The 17,728-nt window shown below is 69.9% G+C and carries 22 protein-coding genes and 1 riboswitch; of the genes, 15 read left to right on the top strand and 7 right to left on the bottom strand.

From position 1 onward, the window contains the following. Window positions 1-77 precede the first annotated feature (77 nt). On the top strand, window positions 78-788 hold the full coding sequence (locus tag ACIO3S_RS02410; RefSeq protein WP_160024902.1) for a lytic transglycosylase domain-containing protein: 711 nt from the start codon (window positions 78-80) through the stop codon (window positions 786-788). 120 nt (window positions 789-908) lie between these two features. Here ACIO3S_RS02410 and ACIO3S_RS02405 read toward each other — a convergent pair whose 3' ends face one another. Then, entirely contained in the window at window positions 909-2,297 is a 1,389-nt protein-coding gene (locus ACIO3S_RS02405) for a class II fumarate hydratase (RefSeq protein WP_400458967.1), read from the bottom strand. A gap of 18 nt (window positions 2,298-2,315) precedes the next feature. Continuing rightward, window positions 2,316-3,002, bottom strand: coding sequence for a spermidine synthase (locus tag ACIO3S_RS02400; protein ID WP_400458965.1), 687 nt, complete (start codon window positions 3,000-3,002; stop codon window positions 2,316-2,318). A 36-nt stretch (window positions 3,003-3,038) separates the two neighbouring features. Between ACIO3S_RS02400 and ACIO3S_RS02395 the strand changes: the two genes are divergently transcribed. The 6 genes from ACIO3S_RS02395 to ACIO3S_RS02370 all read left to right on the top strand — a co-directional run bounded on the left by ACIO3S_RS02395 (window position 3,039) and on the right by ACIO3S_RS02370 (window position 6,825). Further along, a complete protein-coding gene (locus ACIO3S_RS02395; RefSeq protein ID WP_400458963.1) occupies window positions 3,039-3,905 on the top strand; it encodes a glucose 1-dehydrogenase in 867 nt (288 codons plus the stop codon). Continuing rightward, window positions 3,905-4,405 carry a DUF6328 family protein gene (locus tag ACIO3S_RS02390; protein WP_400458961.1) on the top strand — a complete coding sequence of 167 codons (501 nt, stop codon included), beginning with the start codon at window positions 3,905-3,907 and terminating at the stop codon, window positions 4,403-4,405. Before ACIO3S_RS02395 ends, ACIO3S_RS02390 begins: the two co-directional genes overlap by 1 nt. 61 nt (window positions 4,406-4,466) lie before the next feature. Further along, on the top strand, window positions 4,467-4,913 hold the full coding sequence (locus tag ACIO3S_RS02385; protein ID WP_400458959.1) for an NfeD family protein: 447 nt from the start codon (window positions 4,467-4,469) through the stop codon (window positions 4,911-4,913). Window positions 4,914-4,928: 15 nt separating this feature from the next. Next, on the top strand, window positions 4,929-5,957 hold the full coding sequence (locus ACIO3S_RS02380) for an SPFH domain-containing protein (protein WP_160024896.1): 1,029 nt from the start codon (window positions 4,929-4,931) through the stop codon (window positions 5,955-5,957). Window positions 5,958-6,018: 61 nt separating this feature from the next. Next, complete coding sequence (locus ACIO3S_RS02375) at window positions 6,019-6,564, top strand: GNAT family N-acetyltransferase (RefSeq protein WP_400458955.1); 546 nt, start codon at window positions 6,019-6,021, stop codon at window positions 6,562-6,564. A gap of 18 nt (window positions 6,565-6,582) precedes the next feature. Further along, complete coding sequence (locus tag ACIO3S_RS02370) at window positions 6,583-6,825, top strand: hypothetical protein (RefSeq protein WP_400458953.1); 243 nt, start codon at window positions 6,583-6,585, stop codon at window positions 6,823-6,825. Between the two features lie 87 nt (window positions 6,826-6,912). On the opposite strand, the gene ACIO3S_RS02365 is transcribed toward ACIO3S_RS02370, so the two are convergent. From ACIO3S_RS02365 to ACIO3S_RS02345, 5 genes are all read right to left on the bottom strand, one after another. Beyond that, window positions 6,913-7,215 (bottom strand): zf-TFIIB domain-containing protein, encoded by a 303-nt coding sequence (locus ACIO3S_RS02365; protein WP_350714639.1) that lies wholly within the window; start codon window positions 7,213-7,215, stop codon window positions 6,913-6,915. Window positions 7,216-7,329: 114 nt separating this feature from the next. After that, window positions 7,330-7,563: a helix-turn-helix transcriptional regulator gene (locus ACIO3S_RS02360; protein ID WP_292648302.1), complete on the bottom strand. Its 234-nt coding sequence runs from the start codon at window positions 7,561-7,563 to the stop codon at window positions 7,330-7,332. Window positions 7,564-7,566: 3 nt separating this feature from the next. Next, window positions 7,567-8,433, bottom strand: a complete 867-nt coding sequence (locus ACIO3S_RS02355) for an ABC transporter permease (protein ID WP_400458950.1) — start codon at window positions 8,431-8,433, stop codon at window positions 7,567-7,569. Beyond that, complete coding sequence (locus ACIO3S_RS02350; RefSeq protein WP_400458947.1) at window positions 8,430-9,374, bottom strand: ABC transporter ATP-binding protein; 945 nt, start codon at window positions 9,372-9,374, stop codon at window positions 8,430-8,432. The genes ACIO3S_RS02355 and ACIO3S_RS02350 overlap by 4 nt, the downstream gene beginning before the upstream one ends. 57 nt (window positions 9,375-9,431) lie before the next feature. Then, window positions 9,432-11,120 (bottom strand): fumarate hydratase, encoded by a 1,689-nt coding sequence (locus ACIO3S_RS02345; protein WP_400458944.1) that lies wholly within the window; start codon window positions 11,118-11,120, stop codon window positions 9,432-9,434. Window positions 11,121-11,221: 101 nt separating this feature from the next. On the opposite strand from ACIO3S_RS02345, the gene ACIO3S_RS02340 reads away from it, so the two are divergent. The 8 genes from ACIO3S_RS02340 (at window position 11,222) to thiC (ending at window position 17,728) form a co-directional block, all read left to right on the top strand. Further along, window positions 11,222-11,812 carry a carboxymuconolactone decarboxylase family protein gene (locus ACIO3S_RS02340; RefSeq protein ID WP_400458942.1) on the top strand — a complete coding sequence of 197 codons (591 nt, stop codon included), beginning with the start codon at window positions 11,222-11,224 and terminating at the stop codon, window positions 11,810-11,812. A gap of 44 nt (window positions 11,813-11,856) precedes the next feature. Beyond that, window positions 11,857-11,966: riboswitch (TPP riboswitch) on the top strand. Further along, window positions 11,960-12,571 (top strand): thiamine phosphate synthase, encoded by a 612-nt coding sequence (gene thiE / locus ACIO3S_RS02335; protein ID WP_160024888.1) that lies wholly within the window; start codon window positions 11,960-11,962, stop codon window positions 12,569-12,571. Its footprint overlaps the riboswitch before it by 7 nt. Beyond that, the gene (thiO, locus tag ACIO3S_RS02330; RefSeq protein WP_400458940.1) at window positions 12,571-13,674 is read left to right on the top strand and encodes a glycine oxidase ThiO; all 1,104 of its coding nucleotides are present in this window, start codon (window positions 12,571-12,573) and stop codon (window positions 13,672-13,674) included. The genes thiE and thiO overlap by 1 nt, the downstream gene beginning before the upstream one ends. Further along, a complete protein-coding gene (gene thiS, locus ACIO3S_RS02325) occupies window positions 13,671-13,871 on the top strand; it encodes a sulfur carrier protein ThiS (RefSeq protein ID WP_400458937.1) in 201 nt (66 codons plus the stop codon). Before thiO ends, thiS begins: the two co-directional genes overlap by 4 nt. Next, a complete protein-coding gene (locus tag ACIO3S_RS02320) occupies window positions 13,868-14,635 on the top strand; it encodes a thiazole synthase (RefSeq protein WP_400458935.1) in 768 nt (255 codons plus the stop codon). The genes thiS and ACIO3S_RS02320 overlap by 4 nt, the downstream gene beginning before the upstream one ends. Beyond that, window positions 14,632-15,267 (top strand): thiamine phosphate synthase, encoded by a 636-nt coding sequence (locus ACIO3S_RS02315; RefSeq protein WP_400458932.1) that lies wholly within the window; start codon window positions 14,632-14,634, stop codon window positions 15,265-15,267. The genes ACIO3S_RS02320 and ACIO3S_RS02315 overlap by 4 nt, the downstream gene beginning before the upstream one ends. Then, window positions 15,264-16,043, top strand: coding sequence for a bifunctional hydroxymethylpyrimidine kinase/phosphomethylpyrimidine kinase (gene thiD, locus ACIO3S_RS02310; protein WP_400458929.1), 780 nt, complete (start codon window positions 15,264-15,266; stop codon window positions 16,041-16,043). The genes ACIO3S_RS02315 and thiD overlap by 4 nt, the downstream gene beginning before the upstream one ends. Then, window positions 16,040-17,728, top strand: coding sequence for a phosphomethylpyrimidine synthase ThiC (gene thiC, locus ACIO3S_RS02305; RefSeq protein WP_160024882.1), 1,689 nt, complete (start codon window positions 16,040-16,042; stop codon window positions 17,726-17,728). The genes thiD and thiC overlap by 4 nt, the downstream gene beginning before the upstream one ends.

Raw genomic sequence — 17,728 nt, 5'->3', positions numbered from 1 at the left:
GCGTCCGGTTTGATACGAGGTTGGTGCTCATGCATTGTTTGCGGGTCTGTAATGCCTCAGCCCCCGAATGAGAGCCCGTGACCAAGCCTGTTCATCGTGCCCCGCGACATCGCGGTGCGCCAGCGAATCCGCTTGTCGACGTTCCGCACAAGGCTGCGCGTACGACCGCCAAGACAACCCTCCTCCTCTCCGTCCTCGCCCTCGGCGGGACGGGCGCCGCAGTCGCAGGCGGGGTGGCCTACACCGGCCCCGCCACCGACGACCCGACGCTCAGCGCCGGTGAGTCGGCAGCCGCCGACATCCCCGAGCTCACCGACGCCCAGCGCGCCGCGATCGAGGCCGAGTCCGCCGCCCGCGGCAACGAGACCTCCCTGTCGCGTTCGGCCGGTGACCGCCGCGAGGTCGCCGACCCCGGCAAGCAGGCCGCCCTGTCGGCCGGCAACGACGTACGGGCCATCGCCGGCGTCGAAGAGATCGAGATCGATCTCCGCAACCCCAAGGACATCGCCAAGTCGATGCTCGGCGACTTCGGCTGGGGGATGGACCAGTTCTCCTGCCTCGAGCCGCTCTGGGAGAAGGAGTCGGGCTGGAACCCGACCGCGGCCAACCCCTCCTCCAGCGCCTACGGCATCCCGCAGGCCCTCCCCGGCTCCAAGATGGCCTCCGCAGGCGACGACTGGGAGACCAACCCCGCCACCCAGATCGAGTGGGGCCTCGGCTACATCAACGACCGCTACGGCTCCCCCTGCGGCGCCTGGAGCCACTCCCAGTCCGTCGGCTGGTACTAGGCCGAATCTGTTGGCCTGGCGGCCGAGTCGGCTCATCCTGACGTGAAACCTCGCCGAGTCGGCGCGTTAGAACGCGCCGACTCGGCGAGGTTTTTGGTCAAGATGAGCCGACTCGGCGGTTCAGGGGTGGGTCATCGACTCGACGTCGAGGGCTTCGTCCAGCTGGGCCTCGGTGAGGGTGCCGTCGGCGACGTAGCCGAGCTTGATGACGGTGTCCTTGATCGTGGCACCCTCGGCGAGGGCCTGCTTGGCGACCTTGGCGGCGGCCTCGTAGCCGATGTACTTGTTGAGCGGGGTGACGATCGAGGGGGAGGACTCGGCGTAGGCGCGCAGGCGCTCGGGGACGGGGACGATCCCGTCGACGGTGCGCTCGGCCAGCACGGTCATCGAGGTGGAGAGCAGGCGGATCGACTCCAGGATGTTGCGGGCCATCACCGGCATCGCGACATTGAGCTCGAAGGCGCCCGAGGCGCCTGCGGCGGTCACCGCGGCGTCGTTGCCGATCACCTGGAAGGCGACCATCAAGGTTGCCTCCGGCACGACCGGGTTGACCTTGCCGGGCATGATCGAGGAGCCCGGCTGGAGGTCGGGCAGGTGGATCTCGGCCAGGCCGGTGGTGGGGCCGGACGACATCCAGCGCAGGTCGTTGTTGATCTTGATCAGGCCGACCGCGAGCGTCTTCAGGACGCCGGAGAGCTCGACCAGCGAGTCGCGGGTGCCCTGGGCCTCGAAGTGGTTGCGGGCCTCGGTGAACGGCTGCCCGGTGCGGTTGGAGAGGTCGGCGATCACGGCCTGCGGGAACCCGGCGGGCGTGTTGATGCCGGTCCCGACCGCGGTGCCGCCCAGCGCGAGTTCGCGCACCCTCGGGAGCACCGACTCGAGCCGCTCGGCCGCGTAGCGGACGGTGGCTGCGTACCCTCCGAACTCCTGGCCGAGGGTGACCGGCGTGGCGTCCATCAGGTGCGTACGTCCCGACTTCACCAGCCCGGAGAACTCCTGGGCCTTCGCCTCGAGCGAGCCGGCCAGCACGTCGATCGCGGGCAGCAGCTGCTCGGTGACGGCGACGGCGGCCGCGACGTGGATCGCGGTCGGGAAGGTGTCGTTGGAGGACTGGGAGGCGTTGACGTGGTCGTTGGGATGTACGTCCCTGCCCGCCCGAGCCGCCAGCGACGCGATCACCTCGTTGGCGTTCATGTTGGAGGAGGTGCCGGAACCGGTCTGGAAGACGTCGATCGGGAACGCGTCGTCGTGGCGGCCCTCGGAGACCTCACCAGCGGCGGCGATGATCGCCTCGGCCTTGTCGCCGGGCAGGACGCCGAGGTCAAAGTTGGCCTTGGCGGCGGCCGCCTTCACATGACCGATCGCATGGATCAGCGCCGGCTCGATGGGCGTGCCCGAGATGGGGAAGTTCTCCACGGCCCGCTGGGTCTGGGCGCGCCACAGCGCGTCCTTCGGGACCCGGACCTCTCCCATGGAGTCGTGCTCGATGCGAAAGCTCATGTCGTCCATGTCTGATTCAACCTTTGACTAGTTGGTGCCATTCCCACGCGAGACCCCGTCGGCAGAGAGCCGGCCCACACAGAGCCAGTAGGTCTCGGAGTGCCCCTGCAGGTCGACCGGGTAGGAGAGCGCCTCGGCGTCGTCGAAGACCTGCGCCATCACCTCCATCAGCGCCGGAGCCTTCGCCGCCGACCACACCACCACGGTGCCACCCGGGGCCGTCGCCCGCCGCGCATCCGCCAGCGCGGGCGCCTCGTAGAGCGCTCCGTTGGCGTCGTGGACCAGGTAGCCGGGGCCGTTGTCGACGTCCAGCAGCACGACGTCGTACGCCTCGGGCCGGCTCTCCCGCAGGACCACCGCCACGTCGGCCACCTCGATGTGGACGCGCTCGTCCCTGAGCAGGTCGGGGCCGTGGGGGATCCGGCCGGTCCGCATCCACTCGACCAGGCGCGGCTCGATCTCGACGACCGTGACCGCCTCGACCCGTGGATCGGTCAGCACGGCCTCGAGAGTGAACCCGAGCCCGAGGCCACCGATGAGCACGTGCTTCGGCGCCGGGTGCAGCTCGAGGGCGTGCGTGGCCAGCGCCTTCTCGGTCGAGGTCTCCCGGGTGTCCATCACGAAGATCCCGTTGGCCCGCAGCTCCAGGTGGCCGTCCGCTCGATGCCGTAGCGCCAGCCCACCGTCGACGATCACCGATTCAGTCCCACTCACGGTTCCATTGTGTCCGATGTGGGTACCGGGCCCGTCATGAGCGATGACGACACCCAGTTCCCAGCCCAGCAGCAGGAACCTCCCGGGCTCACCGGAGAGATGGACCCGCTGCCCGACCACGGCGAGTCCAGCTACCAGGGCCACGGCCGCCTCGATGGCAAGGTCGCGCTCATCACCGGCGCCGACTCCGGCATCGGCCGCGCGGTCGCCATCGCGTACTCCCGTGAGGGGGCCGACGTGGCCTTCACCTACCTCCCGGAGGAGGAGCCGGACGCCCAGGAGACCTCGAAGCTGGTCGAGGAGGCCGGACGTACGCCGCTGGCCATCCCGATCGACCTGCGCGAGCGTGAGGCGTGCGACGAGGTCGTCGAACGCACCGTGCAGGAGCTCGGCGGCCTCGACATCCTGGTCAACAACGCCGGCTACCAGTTCGCCCGCGACAAGGGTCTGACGGACATGGACGACGAGCGGATCGACCGGACGTTCAAGACGAACCTGTACGCGCTCCTCTGGCTGACCCGTGCAGCCGTCCCGCACCTGCGGAAGAGCAACGGCTGCGTCATCAACAACGCCTCGATCCAGGCGTACGAACCTTCGACCAGCCTGCTCGACTACGCCGCGACGAAGGCGGCCATCAACAACTTCACGGTCAACCTCGCCGCCGAGCTCGGGCCCGCCGGGGTCCGGGTGAACGCGGTGGCCCCTGGACCGATCTGGACCCCGCTGCAGCCGGCGACGCAGGCGCCGGAGAAGGTGCAGAAGTTCGGGGCCAACACACCGCTGGGGCGCGCCGGCCAGCCGGCCGAGGTCGCGCCCGCGTTCGTGTTCCTGGCCTCTCCGGCCGAGGCGTCCTACGTCTCCGGCACCGTTCTCGGGGTGACTGGGGGACGGCCGGTGTTCTGATGGCCGCGAGCAGCTTTCACCACGGTGAGATCGAGGGCGGTGGTCCGGACGAGGACCCGGCCGAGCGGATCACCCGGAACTGGAACGAGCTCCTCCAAGAGCTGCGGGTGCTGCAGACCGGCGTGCAGATTCTGACCGGTTTCCTGCTGACCGTCCCGTTCTCGCCCCGCTTCCCGGACCTGGCCGACCACCAGCAGACGATCTACCTCGTCGTGCTGGTCGGCTCGGTCATCACCACATCCCTGATCATCGCCCCGGTCTCCTTCCACCGGATCCTGTTCAGGCGCCGCCAGCGGCCGTGGCTGGTCATTGCCTCGCACGCCTGTGCGCGGGCCGGACTGGCGGGCTTCGCGATCACCTCGGCGCTGGTCGTGCTGCTCGTCTTCGACGTCGTCCTCTCCTTCGGAGCCGGGGTCGTCGCCGCGGTCGGCGTGCTGGTCCTGTTCGTCTCGCTGTGGGCGGGACTGCCCCTGCTGAACGGAAAGAACAACTCGCACTGATCCCATGTGATGACCACCACAGCGGGAGTACTCTGGTGAGAAACCGAGTCTTGGTGGGCTTATGTGGTCGATCTTCTGGATCCTCGTCGCGGTGCTGCTCGGAGTGGCCGAGGCGTTCACGATGACGCTGGCGTTCGCTTTCGTCGCCGGCGGGGCGCTGCTTGCCGCGGGCAGCGCGGCCCTCGGCGCGCCCGTGCTGGTGCAGCTGCTCGTCTTCGTCCTCGCGGGCGGTGGCAGCGTGCTGCTGGTGCGGCCGGTGGCGCGTCGGCACCTGGCCATGCCGCCGCCGTCGCGTGATGGCACCGACGCGCTGGTCGGCCGCCAAGCGGTCGTTCTCGCGGAGGTGAGCTACGCGCACGGGCTGGTCCGGCTCGCGGGCGAGGAATGGACCGCCCGGCCCTATGACGAGGACCTGGTCATCCCGGTCGGATGCCGGGTCGACGTGCTCGAGATCGAAGGCGCGACGGCGCTCGTGCACCCGCGCGACCCGCTGTCGCTGTCCCCTTAGAGGAGGGCGTACGAGATGGAACTTCTGCTGATCGTTCTGGTCATGGTCGCGCTTGTGGTGGGGGCGGTCGCCTCGACGGTGCGGATCGTGCCGCAGGCCCGGCGCTACAACATTGAGCGCTTCGGGCGCTACCGGATCACGCTGCAGCCAGGGCTGAACTTCGTGATCCCGCTCGTGGACCGGGTCAACACCAAGCTGGACGTACGCGAGACGGTCTACTCCTCCAACCCGCGACCGGTGATCACCGAGGACAACCTGGTGGTCAACATCGACACGGTGCTCTACTACCAGATCACCGACCCGCGGGCGGCCGCCTACGAGGTCGCGAACTACCTGCAGGCGATCGACCAGCTCACCGTCACCACGCTGCGAAACCTGATCGGCTCGATGGACCTCGAGCGCACCCTGACCTCGCGCGAGACGATCAACGCGCGGCTGCGTGAGGTGCTCGACGACGCCACCGGGAAGTGGGGGATCCGGGTCAACCGGGTCGAGATCAAGGCGATCGACCCGCCGGCCTCGATCAAGGAGGCGATGGAGAAGCAGATGCGCGCCGAGCGTGACAAGCGCGCCGCCATCCTGCACGCGGAGGGCAAGCGAGCCTCGCTGATCCTCGAGGCCGAGGGCACCCGGCAGAAGTCCATCCTGGAGGCGGAGGGCAACCAGCAGGCTCGGATCCTCGAGGCCGAGGGTGAGGCCACGGCGTTGGAGCGGGTCTTCCAGGCGGTCCACGCCAACGACGCCGACCCCAAGGTCCTGGCCTACAAGTACCTCGAGATGCTGCCTTCGCTCGCGTCGCACGGCAACTCGTTCTGGGTCATCCCCGGCGAGCTCACCGAGGCGATGCGTACGGTCACCGGCGCCTTCGCCGACAACGCCTCCTCTATGCAGTCGGCGAAGGGGTCGGACAACGGCCACGACGCAGGACGTACGCCGCCGGTTCCCTCGCCTCGTGAGGCGATCGAGCAGGCGGAGCACGAGGCGGCCAAGGCGGTCGAGGCGGCCCACGAGGAGTCGGCCCGGGCGGACCGCATCATCGGGTGACGCCGCGGAGGTTGCAGAAACCCGTTTCCTGAGGGCACCCGGTCGCTGACAAGATGGCCGGGTGCCGCTGCCCACCCCGACGCTGACGACGGAGCGGTTGCGGCTGCGGCCGTTCGCCGTCACCGATGCCGAGCCGCTGTTCGCCCTCCAGAGCGACGCGTACGTCCTGCGCTACTGGGACTCGCCTCCCTGGACCGAGCGGGCGCGTGCCGAGCAGTTCATCGCCCGAAGCCATGCGATGGCCGAGGAGGGGAGCGGGGCGCGGCTGGTCATCGAGCGCGACTCCACCTTCGCCGGCTGGTGCACCCTGAACTCTTGGAATCCCGACTTCCGCAGCGCCTCGCTGGGCTACTGCCTCGCCAGGGCAGGGTGGGGTCAGGGCGTCGCGACCGAGGCCGCGGGCGCGCTCCTGGACTGGGCCTTCGACACCCTGGACCTGAACCGGGTCCAGGCCGAGGCCGACACCCGTAACGCCGCGTCCGCCCGGGTGCTGGAGAAGCTCGGCTTCACGCTGGAGGGGACGCTGCGCGAGGACTGCGTGGTGAACGGCGACGTCTCGGACTCGTGGGTGTTCGGGCTGCTGCGCCGGGAGTGGTTCTCCCAGTAACGGGGTACCGCACAGGACATGAGCCAGCAACCGTTACCAGCAGAGGGCCCCGACGATCCCGAATACACCGAGGAGACGGGGGAGGACGAGGAGGGCGGCCAGGTCTCCGCGGCCGAAAACCTCCAGGGCGAGGGTGGCACTCCGATCGCGCCGTCCGACGCGACTGCCGGCTACCCCGACTCCGAGTCCGGCAGCCCGGACACGCACGGGTCCGGGCCTGGTGAGGCGCCGCCCGAGAACCGGCGCGACAACGACGTCTAGGGACTCTGCGTACGTCCAGCCCCCGCGGTACACCAAATCTCGGTGTGCCGCAGGGACCATCAGGTGCGTTCGTGACGCCCAGCAGGATCAGCCGAAGAGGTCACCCAACCAGGACTCGCGGTGGTGGCCGCGGCGGTTGTCGTGGCGGCGGTCGTCGTCGTCATAGTCGCGCCGCTCGTACTCCCGCTTCTCATAGCGTCGCTCGTCGCGCTTCTGCTCCTGGCGGGGCTGCTGGTAGCTGCCGGGCTGCGGGGCACCGACGGACCGCTCGATGATCTTGTCGATCTCGCCGCGGTCCAGCCACACACCACGGCACTGCGGGCAGTAGTCGATCTCGATGCCTTGGCGCTCGCTCATCACCAGGGTGGCACCGTCGATGGGGCACTGCATGGGGGTCTCCTCGTCGTCGGGGATCGGCGCCCATCAACCTAGCCGGTCGCCCCGCATCGCTGAGGCTCAGCGTCGGCGGACGTCCGGTCCTCGGCGGCTCCGGGAGGAATGGGATCAGTCGCCGAGACGCTTGAACGGCTCGATGGCGAAGACGACGTCGACGGCGACGTCGAAGTAGGCGGCGATCCGCAGAGCAAGATGCAACGAGGGGCTGTATTCGCCCCGCTCCAGGTAGCCCACGGTCTGGTAGTGGACGCCGAGGGCGTCGGCGAGCTCCCGACGGGAGATGCCGCGCTCGGCGCGTAGCATCGCGATCCGGTTGTAGACGGTGTCCGATTCGTTGGCCACAGGTCAGTAGCCCCTGGACATGACCTTGTCGCGCGCCGCCGCGATCGCGGAGCCGGTCTGGCGGCGAGCCATCCGGCGGAGCACGATCGGTGCCAGCACGAGGCCGACCACGGCCCAGACGCCGAGGACCCCGAACATCTCGACCGTGCGCCACGAGTCTCCGATCTCCGCGGCCTCTGCCCCGGCAGGCATCATCGCGGAACGCGTGCCGAGCCCGAGCCAGTAGAAGGGGAAGATCTGCCCGACCCACTGCAGCCAGGTGGGCATCGCGGTGATCGGGTAGAAGATGCCGGAGATCGCGATCAGCAGCATCGAGGCCAGCATGATCAGCATCGACTGGGCGCTCGACTTGAAGATCGAGCCGAGCGCCGACCCGATCGGAACGGTCGCGACCATGCCGACGACGAAGATGACCGGGAGCAGCAGCGCCGTGCGGCCGTCGATCCGGAGGTCGCCGATCACCGTCAGCGCGGGAATCGCGAGCAGCACCAGGCTGGCCAGCGTGGTCAGCCCGAAGAACCAGATCTTGCCGATCAGGTAGCCGAGCATCCCGTCGGGCGTCGCTTTGGCCCGCAGCAGCGTGCCGTCCTCACGGTCGGTGGCGATCTGCATCGCCGGGCCGGCGAGGCCGCCGAAGGCGATCGACATCCCGATCAGGCTCGGCAGCACCATCGCACCCAGGGCTAGGTCGGTGCCGGGCACGGTGTTGCCGCGCATGAACAAGAGCGTCACCGTGAAGCTGACCGGGAACAGGAGCATCCAGAAGATGTCGCCGACGTCGGTCAGCGAATACTTGGTCTCCAGCCACCCGCGGTGCAGCCCGGCGCGTACGGCGACGCCGCGCGTGCCTGTCGTCCCGGTGGTGATCATGACAGCGCCTCCAGCTTCTCGTGCTCCTCGGCCTGGCCGCTCTCGACCCGCTGGACGAGCGCGAGGTAGGTGTCCTCGAGGTTGGCCCGTTTCACCTCGAGCTCGGTCACGTCGGGGTCGGTCGCGAGCAGGCGGCGTACGAACTCGGTCGGGTCGCGGTCCTCGACCGCGTGCACGTGCCGCTCGCCTCCGGCGGTCCAGCGGACCTCCGCCTTGGTCGCGAGGTCGAGGGCCAGCTTGTCGGGACTGCCGTCGGCGATGATCGTGCCGCGGTCCAGCACCAGGATCCGGTCGGCGAGCTTCTCCGCCTCGGCCAGGTCGTGGGTGGTCAGCAGCACGGTCGTGTTCTCGAAGTCGGAGAGCCGGTGCACCAGCTCGTGGAACTCTCGTCGCGCGTGCGGATCGAAGCCGGCCGTCGGTTCGTCGAGGAACACCAGCTCGGGACGGCCGACGATGCCGATCGCGACGTCGACCCGGCGGCGCTGGCCGCCGGAGAGCCGCATCACCCTCTGGTCTGCGTGGGCGGTGAGGCCGACGATGGCGAGGAGCTCGTCGACGTCCCACGGGCGAGGGACCTCAGCGGTGGCGTACGGCGCGTAGAACCGCGCGTGGTAGTCGAGCAGGTCGCGCACCCGCCAGCGGCTGTGGTCCCGCCATGACTGGAGCACCACGCCGACCCGCGCACGCCACCGCTCGTCGCCCCGTGCCGGGTCGGAGCCCAGCACCGAGACGTCGCCTGAGGCCGGCATCCGGAATCCTTCGAGGACCTCGATGGTCGTGGTCTTGCCGGCGCCGTTGGGGCCGAGCAGGGCGACGACCTCGCCGCGACGGGCGGAGAAGGTCACGCCCTTGAGCACCTCGTTGCTGCCGTAGCGCACCCGCAGGTCGCGTACGTCGAGCGCCAGGTCGGTGAGCGCTGTTGTGCTCTCGCTATCGGGCATAGCAGGAATACTACGACCGATAGACGAAGTGCGACAGCGAATTGGGTAGGCCCCCGCTCAGCGCTCCTTGGAGCGCACCCGGATGCCGGTCAGCGGCACCGTGGTGGTGCCGGAGGGGTCGGTGAAGAAGTCGTTGCCCTCGCCGTCGACGACGATGAAGGCCGGGAAGTTCTCGACCTCGATCTTCCAGACCGCCTCCATGCCGAGCTCGGGGTACTCGAGCACCTCGACCGACTTGATGCAGTCCTGCGCCAGCCGGGCGGCGGGGCCGCCGATGGAGCCGAGGTAGAAGCCGCCGTAGGTCCCGCAGGCCTCGGCCACGACCTTGGAGCGGTTGCCCTTGGCCAGCATGACCATCGAGCCGCCGGCAGCCTGGAACTGCTCGACGTAGGAGTCCATCCGGCCGGCGGTGGTCGGCCCGAAGGACCCGCTCGCCATCCCCTCGGGCGTCTTGGCGGGCCCGGCGTAGTAGACCGGGTGGTTCTTCAGGTAGTCCGGCATCTCCTCGCCGGCGTCGAGGCGCTCCTTGATCTTGGCGTGCGCGATGTCCCGGGCCACGACCATCGGCCCGGACAGCGACAGGCGGGTCTTGACCGGGTGCTGCGACAGCGTCGCCAGGATCTCCGACATCGGCTGGTTGAGGTCGATGTCCACGACCTCGCCGGCCGAGATCTCCTCGGCCATGCCGGCGTCGGGCATGTACTGCGCCGGGTCGGTCTCGAGCTGCTCGAGGAACACTCCGTCGCGGGTGATCTTGCCCAGCGCCTGGCGGTCGGCGGAGCAGGAGACCGCGATCGCCACGGGGCAGGATGCGCCGTGGCGGGGGAGCCGGACGACACGTACGTCATGGCAGAAGTACTTGCCACCGAACTGGGCGCCGATCCCGAAGGACTGGGTGAGCTCGAAGACCTTCTCCTCCAGGTCGGTGTCACGGAAGCCGTGGGCGCTCATCGAGCCCTCGGTCGGGAGGTTGTCGAGGTAGTGGGCGCTCGCGTACTTCGCGGTCTTGAGCGCGAACTCCGCCGAGGTCCCGCCGATGACGACGGCGAGGTGGTACGGCGGGCAGGCCGCGGTGCCGAGCGAGCGGATCTTCTCGTCGAGGAAGGTCAGGATCCGGTCGGGGTTGAGGATCGCCTTGGTCTCCTGGAACAGGAACGACTTGTTGGCCGAGCCGCCGCCCTTGGCCATGAAGAGGAACTTGTACTCCGGGCCGTTCTCGCCCTCGGTGGTCGAGTAGATCTCGACCTGCGCGGGCAGGTTGGAGCCGGTGTTCTTCTCCTCGTAGGTGGTCAGCGGCGCCAGCTGGGAGTAGCGCAGGTTGAGCTTCGTGTAGGCGTCGAAGACACCGCGGCTGACGGTCTCGGCGTCGTCGGCGCCGGTCAGCACACCCTCGGACTTCTTGCCCATCACGATCGCGGTGCCGGTGTCCTGGCACATCGGCAGGATCCCGCCGGCGGAGATGTTGACGTTCTTGAGCAGGTCGAGCGCGACGAAGCGGTCGTTCCCGGAGGCCTCGGGGTCGTCGATGATCTTCCGCAGCTGCTTGAGGTGGGCCGGGCGGAGGTACTGGTTGATGTCCTTCATCGCCTCGGCGGTCAGTCGGCGGATCGCCTCGGGGTCGACCTTGAGGAACTTGCGCCCGTCGACCTCGATCTCTTCCACCCCCTCGCTGGTGATCAAGCGGTAAGGAGCGTCGTCCTTGCCGGTCGGGAGGAGGTCGGAGTACCGGAACTCAACGTCAGCCACGGAAGAGAATCGTACGCCGCCGGGGATGTCACAGATCGCGCGCGTCCGTCGTCTAGATGTCGAGCGCCCCCGGAGAGCGGGGCCGAGAACCAGGAGGAGAAATGACTGCCACCCGTATCGCGCCCGCGGAGATCACCGGCTTCAAGGGGATGCTGATCAAGCGGTTCGCCAAGAAGATGCTCGGTCAGGTGCCGTCCTCGGTCGGCGTCTACTGGCACAACCAGGAGGTGCTGATGGGCATGTCCGGCCTCGGCTCCAAGGTGAAGAAGTGGGACGCCTGCGACGAGCAGCTGAAGTCCTTCGCCCACATGGCCGTCGCCTCGGCCGTGGGGTGCAGCTGGTGCCTGGACTTCAACTACTTCGAGGCGCACAACCGCGGTCTCGACATGGACAAGGCTCGGGAGGTGCCGCGCTGGCGTGAGTCCGATGTCTTCACGGCGCTGGAGCGGGACGTGATGGCGTACGCCGAGGCGATGAGCCAGGCGGAGCCGATCGTCACCGACGAGATGGTGTCGGGCCTGGTCGCGCAGCTCGGCGAGGCGGCGGTGGTCGAGCTGACCGCGGTCATCGGGTTCGCCAACTTCTCGACCCGCACCAACATCGCCCTGGGCATCGAGTCCGACGGCTTCGCGGAGGCCTGTGAGCTCAAGCCGCTCGCACAGCGCGGAGGTCAGTCGTCCATGATCGGGTGAACCCCTTGCGTCGGGTGCCCACGATTCCGTTACAGTGATCGAGACCCAACCCACACGGGAGTCCGCGGCAGCGGGCTGAGAGGGAGCTGGAGCCGCTCCGACCGTAGTACCTGATCCGGATAATGCCGGCGAAGGAAGTGACCTGACGTGTTGCCTGCTCTCCCGCGGCTGTTCTGCCTCGTGTCCACGACCGACGACCTGACGCTCCTGCCTGCGCTCGCCGCGGCAGGAGTCGACGGCTTCCAGGTACGCGACAAGGGCGCGACCACACGGGAGCTGGTGGTCCTCACCGCGTCCGTCATCGAGCTCGTCGCGGCGTACGAGGCGTGCGTCGTCGTCGACGACCGGCTCGATGTAGCGCTCGCCGCCGGTGCTGACGGCGTCCATCTCGGCGCGTCCGATCTGCCGTTGGCAGACGCCCGGCGGATCGCCGACGCGGTCGCTCCGGGGCTGATCATCGGCGCGACCTGCCGGGACCGTGCCGCGGTCGAGGCGGCAGCCGCGGCGGGCGCGGACTACGCCGGGTTCGGGCCGGTCTTCGCCACCACCTCCAAGGCCGGGCTTCCCGACCCGCTCGGCGTCGACGCGGTCACGGCCGCCGCCGGCGTCCTGCCGCTGATCGCGATCGGCGGGATCTCGACGACCTCCGCCGGGGCCGTCCGCGCCGCCGGCGCCCACGGAGTCGCCGTGATCGGCGGACTCTGGCGACAACCCGACCCACTCCAGGCCGCGAAGGAGCTCGTGGAAGCCGTCGGCTGATGCGGGTACGGATCCTCGGTGCCGGGATCGTCGGGCTGTCCGTGGCCGACGAGCTGCTCCGCCGCGGGCACGACGTCACGGTGGTCGATCCGGCGCCGGGCTCGGGGGCGTCGTACGCCGCGGCCGGCATGCTCAGCCCGGCCGGTGAGGCCTGGTACGGCGAGGAGTCGCTGACCCGACTGTGCCTGTCGTCGCTGGCACTCTGGCCCGGGTTCGCCGCCCGGCTCGGGGTGCCCGTGCACACTCGCGGGACGCTGCTCGTCGGCCTCGACGCTGGGGACGTCCAGCAGGTCGAGCGGCAGCTCTCGGTGCTCGATCTCGCCGGGGTCTCCTACGAGAGACTCGTACGCCGCGAGCTGCTGGCCCGCGAGCCGGGGCTCGGCCGGGTCGCCGGTGGGGCGTTCCTCGCCGAGGACCATTCGGTCGACCCGCGCGCGGTCGTCCGCGCGCTGCTCGAACGGGTCGGGGACCGTGTTGGTTTCGACACGCCTCCGCCTAGCGGCTCCGGCGGCTCAACCCACGCAACCGCCGGTTCTCCGCTGGTCGAGCCCGGCGAGCGCCAGCGAGCCGGTGTCGAGACCAACACGGTCGCTGACGTCACCGTCATAGCCACGGGGGCGAACCTCCCCGATCCCTACTCCTCTCTCATCCGCCCGGTGCGCGGGGACGTCGTGCGGGTGCGGACGCAGGAGCCGGTGGAGCGGACGGTGCGGGCCTGGGCGCACGGCGAGCAGATCTACGTGGTGCCGCGGATCGACAGCGACGAGGTGGTCATCGGGGCCACCACCGAGGAGCGCGACGGTCCGCTGCTGCCGACCGTCGAAGGCGTGTGGCGGCTGCTCGACTCCGCCCGCCGGGTGGTGCCGGCGCTGGACCGCGCGAGCGTGGTGGAGGCGACCTCGCGCGACCGCCCGAGCACCGCCGACAACCTCCCGCTGGTCGGCCCGACCCACGAGCCGGGAGTCGTGCTCGCCGCGGGCGCCTACCGCAACGGCGTCCTGCTGGGGCCGCTCATCGCGCAGCTGGTGGCCGACCACATCGAGACAGGGTCAGTGGAGCCCGCGGTCGATCCGCGTCGGTTCCGGACGAAGGAGGACGGATGAAGATCACCGTGAACAGCGAGCCGATGGAGGTCAGCGGCACCGTTGCCGACCTGCTCGAGGCACGTACCGGCGACCGGCGGCCGAGCGGCATCGCCGTCGCCGTGGACGAGGAGGTCGTGCCGCGCGACGACTGGGCGCGATGGCAGCTCCAGGACGGTCATGTCGTCGAGATCGTGACGGCGGTGCAGGGCGGATGAGCAGCATCTTCAAGATCGCCGGGCGCGAGCTCTCCTCACGCCTCTTCCTCGGCACCGGCGGCCTGCCCAACCTGGCCCTGCTGCCCGGCGTCATCGCCGCGGCCGAGCCGGGTCTGGTGACGGTCTCGATGCGGCGTACGTCCTCGACGGCCTCCGGCGGGCTGCTGGAGACGCTGCGCGCGGCGGAGGTTCCGATCCTGCCCAACACCGCGGGCTGCCTCTCGGCACGCGAGGCGGTGCTGACCGCTGAGCTCGCCCGCGAGGCGCTGGAGACCGACTGGGTCAAGCTGGAGGTGATCGGCGACGAGACCTCGCTGATGCCCGATGCCGTCGAGCTCGTCGAGGCCGCCGAGCAGCTGGTGCGCAAGGGCTTCACGGTCCTTCCGTACGCCACCGACGACCCCGTCCTCGCCCGCCGGCTCGAGGACGCCGGCTGCGCGGCGGTGATGCCGCTCGGCTCGCCGATCGGGTCGGGGCTCGGGCTGCTGAACCCGTACGCGATCGAGGCGGTGGTCGCCGCGGTGTCCGTGCCCGTCGTGCTCGACGCCGGTGTCGGTACGGCCTCGGACGCGGCCCTGGCGATGGAGCTCGGCTGCTCAGCGGTCCTCGCCGCCACCGCGGTGACCCGCGCCGACGACCCGGTCGGGATGGCTCGCGCGCTGCGTCTGGCCGTCGAGGCCGGGCACACCGCCCGCGCCGCCGGCCGGATCCCGCGGCAGGCGGTCGCCCGGGCGTCGTCTCCGATGGAGGGCCGGATCGCATGACCGCATTGCCGCGACTGCTCGTCCTCACCGACCGCTCCCAGCTGCCGCTCGGCCGCAGCCTGTTCGCGACGATGGCAGCATGCGCCGAGGCCGGCCTGACCCACGTCGTACTCCGTGAGCTCGACGAGCCCCTGGAGCATCGGGCCAAGCTGGCCGAGCTGCTCGCCGGACTCGGCCTGAACGTCATCGCCGCCCACATCCCGCTGCCGGCCGCGGAGGGCCTGCACCTGCCCGCCTCCGCGAGCTGTAACACGTCGTCCGTAGCACTACTCGCCCTATCGGAACGACCGGATAGTCGGTGTAACAGCGTGTTACACCTCGGCCGGAGCTGCCACAGCGCCACCGATGTCGCCACCGCCGCCGAGGAGGGGTTCGACTACGCGATGCTGAGCCCGTACGCGCTGACCGAGTCCAAGCCCGGTTACGGGCCGCCGCTGGGGCCGGCCGCGTTCGGCGACCTGCCGCTGCCGACGTACGCGCTGGGTGGGATCACCCCGGACAACGCCGCGGCGGCGGTGGCGGCCGGGGCCCACGGGGTGGCCGTGATGGGCGCGGTGATGCGCGCGGAGGAGCCGGCCGAGGTCGTACGCGACCTGCTGGCGGCCCTCGCCACGACGGCGGTGGCGTCATGAACCCACCGGTCGCGCTCACCATCGCGGGCACCGACTCCGGGGGAGCGGCGGGTACGGCCGCCGATCTGGCCACCTTCGCCGCGCTCGGGGTCCATGGAGCCTGCGTGATCACCGCCGTCACCGCCCAGGACACGAGCGGGGTCAGCGATATCCACGCCATCCCGGTCGCCACCGTCGAGGCTCAGCTCCGCGCCGTCTTCGACGATCTCCCCGTCGCGGCGGTCAAGACCGGGATGCTCGGCAGCGCCGAGGCGGTCGCGCTCGTCGCGCGTCTCTGCGCCGGCCGGCCGCTCGTCGTCGACCCCGTCCTGGTCGCCACCTCCGGCGCGGTGCTGGGCGGTGAGGACGTACGCCGCGCCTACCTCGACCACCTGCTCCCCGTCGCCACCGTCGTCACCCCCAACCTCGACGAGGCCCGAGCCCTGGCCGGTCACGACGGATCGCCCGAGGAGATCGCCGCGGAGCTGGCAAGTGCGAAGTCGGCGGCGATCGTCACCGGCGGCGACCCGGAAGCCACCGGCACATGCACCGACTGGCTCGCCGAGCCGGGGAGACCCCCTATCCCGCTCACCCATCCCGCCGTCCCGACGAAGAACGACCACGGAACCGGCTGCACCTACAGCTCGGCCCTGGCCGCCCACCTCGCCCACGGCGCGCCGCTGCGCGAAGCGGCTGAGCAGGCGGCTGCGTACGTCACCCGACAGCTCACCAGAAGCCAGCACTGGACCCTCGGCCGTGGCCGGGGACCGATCGCTCACACCAAGGAGACCGCATGACCGTCCACCCCGCCCACACCCGCCTCGAGATCGGCGACCTGAAGGTCCCGGTGACCCGGGTCGCGCTCACCAACGGCGAGACCTTCGACCGCTACTGCACCGAGGGCCCCGGCTCGCAGCCGGAGCAGGGCCTCCCGCCGCGCCGCGACGAGTGGATCGTCGAACGAGGCGACACCGAGACCTACGAGGGCCGCCGGACCGAGCTGGTGGACAACGGCAAAGCAGCCGTACGCCGCGGCGAGGCCCGTCAGGAGTGGCAGGGCGAGCGCCGCCAGCCGCGCAAGGGCAGGAACATCACCCAGATGCACTACGCGCGCCAGGGCATCATCACCAAGGAGATGGCCTACGTAGCGGTGCGCGAGAGCTGCGACCCTGAGCTGGTCCGCGAGGAGGTGGCGGCGGGCCGGGCGATCATCCCGAACAACGTCAACCACCCCGAATCCGAGCCGATGATCATCGGGAAGCGCTTCCTGGTGAAGATCAACGCCAACATCGGCAACTCCGCGGTCACCAGCAGCATCGCGGAGGAGGTCGACAAGCTCACCCACGCGATCACCTGGGGTGCGGACACGGTGATGGACCTGAGCACCGGGGACGACATCCACACCACGCGCGAGTGGATCCTGCGCAACTCACCCGTCCCGATCGGCACCGTGCCGATCTACCAGGCCCTGGAGAAGGTCAACGGCGAGGCCGACAAGCTGACGTGGGAGGTGTTCCGGGACACCGTCATCGAGCAGGCCGAGCAGGGCGTCGACTACATGACGATCCACGCCGGCGTACTCCTGCGCTACGTCCCGCTCACCGCCAACCGCGTCACCGGCATCGTGTCCCGAGGCGGCTCGATCATGGCCGGCTGGTGTCTCGCGCACCACCAGGAGAGCTTCCTCTACACCCACTTCGACGAGCTCTGCGAGATCTTCAAGCAGTACGACGTCGCCTTCTCGCTCGGCGACGGGCTCCGCCCGGGCTCCACCGCCGACGCCAACGACGAGGCGCAGCTCAGCGAGCTGCGGACGCTGGCCGAGCTCACCGAGAGGGCCTGGGAGCACGACGTACAGGTCATGGTCGAGGGCCCCGGTCACGTCCCGCTCAACCTCGTGGAGGAGAACGTACGACTCCAGCAGGAGTGGTGCCACGGCGCGCCGTTCTACACGCTGGGCCCGCTCGCCACCGACATCGCGCCCGGCTACGACCACATCACGAGCGCCATCGGCGCGGCCACGATCGCGATGCACGGCACCGCGATGCTCTGCTACGTCACCCCCAAGGAGCACCTCGGCCTGCCGGACCGGGACGACGTGAAGACGGGCGTGATCACCTACAAGCTCGCCGCCCATGCCGCCGACATCGCCAAGGGCCACCCGGGCGCCCGCGACCACGACGACGCGCTCTCCAGGGCTCGCTTCGAGTTCCGCTGGCGTGACCAGTTCGCCCTCTCGCTGGACCCCGTCACCGCGGAGAGCTTCCACGACGAGACCCTGCCGGCGGAGAACGCCAAGACCGCCCACTTCTGCTCCATGTGCGGCCCGAAGTTCTGCTCGATGAAGATCAGCCAGGACGTACGCGACCGCTTCGGCGGCGAGAACGGCGCGTCCCCCGAGGAGATCGAGGCGGGGATGCTGGAGAAGTCGAAGGAGTTCGCGGCCGCAGGGAGCCGGGTCTACCTCCCGCTCGCCGACTGA

It is taken from the genome of Nocardioides sp. NPDC087217 (genome assembly GCF_044744805.1).
GTDB lineage: Bacteria > Actinomycetota > Actinomycetes > Propionibacteriales > Nocardioidaceae > Nocardioides.
The sequence above is the reverse complement of the archived record's forward strand: the minus strand, read 5'-3'. Positions and strand labels throughout refer to the sequence as shown.

Excerpts from the sequence above, each read along its gene's own strand:
- thiD (WP_400458929.1), top strand. The coding sequence starts at position 15,264 with ATGAACCCACCGGTCGCGCTCACCATCGCGGGCACCGACTCCGGGGGA.
- ACIO3S_RS02365 (WP_350714639.1), bottom strand. The coding sequence starts at position 7,215 with ATGCAGTGCCCCATCGACGGTGCCACCCTGGTGATGAGCGAGCGCCAA.
- thiS (WP_400458937.1), top strand. The coding sequence starts at position 13,671 with ATGAAGATCACCGTGAACAGCGAGCCGATGGAGGTCAGCGGCACCGTT.
- ACIO3S_RS02405 (WP_400458967.1), bottom strand. The coding sequence starts at position 2,297 with ATGGACGACATGAGCTTTCGCATCGAGCACGACTCCATGGGAGAGGTC.
- ACIO3S_RS02340 (WP_400458942.1), top strand. The coding sequence starts at position 11,222 with ATGACTGCCACCCGTATCGCGCCCGCGGAGATCACCGGCTTCAAGGGG.
- ACIO3S_RS02370 (WP_400458953.1), top strand. The coding sequence starts at position 6,583 with ATGAGCCAGCAACCGTTACCAGCAGAGGGCCCCGACGATCCCGAATAC.
- ACIO3S_RS02390 (WP_400458961.1), top strand. The coding sequence starts at position 3,905 with ATGGCCGCGAGCAGCTTTCACCACGGTGAGATCGAGGGCGGTGGTCCG.
- ACIO3S_RS02315 (WP_400458932.1), top strand. The coding sequence starts at position 14,632 with ATGACCGCATTGCCGCGACTGCTCGTCCTCACCGACCGCTCCCAGCTG.
- ACIO3S_RS02350 (WP_400458947.1), bottom strand. The coding sequence starts at position 9,374 with ATGCCCGATAGCGAGAGCACAACAGCGCTCACCGACCTGGCGCTCGAC.
- ACIO3S_RS02355 (WP_400458950.1), bottom strand. The coding sequence starts at position 8,433 with ATGATCACCACCGGGACGACAGGCACGCGCGGCGTCGCCGTACGCGCC.
- thiO (WP_400458940.1), top strand. The coding sequence starts at position 12,571 with ATGCGGGTACGGATCCTCGGTGCCGGGATCGTCGGGCTGTCCGTGGCC.
- thiC (WP_160024882.1), top strand. The coding sequence starts at position 16,040 with ATGACCGTCCACCCCGCCCACACCCGCCTCGAGATCGGCGACCTGAAG.
- ACIO3S_RS02320 (WP_400458935.1), top strand. The coding sequence starts at position 13,868 with ATGAGCAGCATCTTCAAGATCGCCGGGCGCGAGCTCTCCTCACGCCTC.
- ACIO3S_RS02385 (WP_400458959.1), top strand. The coding sequence starts at position 4,467 with ATGTGGTCGATCTTCTGGATCCTCGTCGCGGTGCTGCTCGGAGTGGCC.
- ACIO3S_RS02380 (WP_160024896.1), top strand. The coding sequence starts at position 4,929 with ATGGAACTTCTGCTGATCGTTCTGGTCATGGTCGCGCTTGTGGTGGGG.
- ACIO3S_RS02395 (WP_400458963.1), top strand. The coding sequence starts at position 3,039 with ATGAGCGATGACGACACCCAGTTCCCAGCCCAGCAGCAGGAACCTCCC.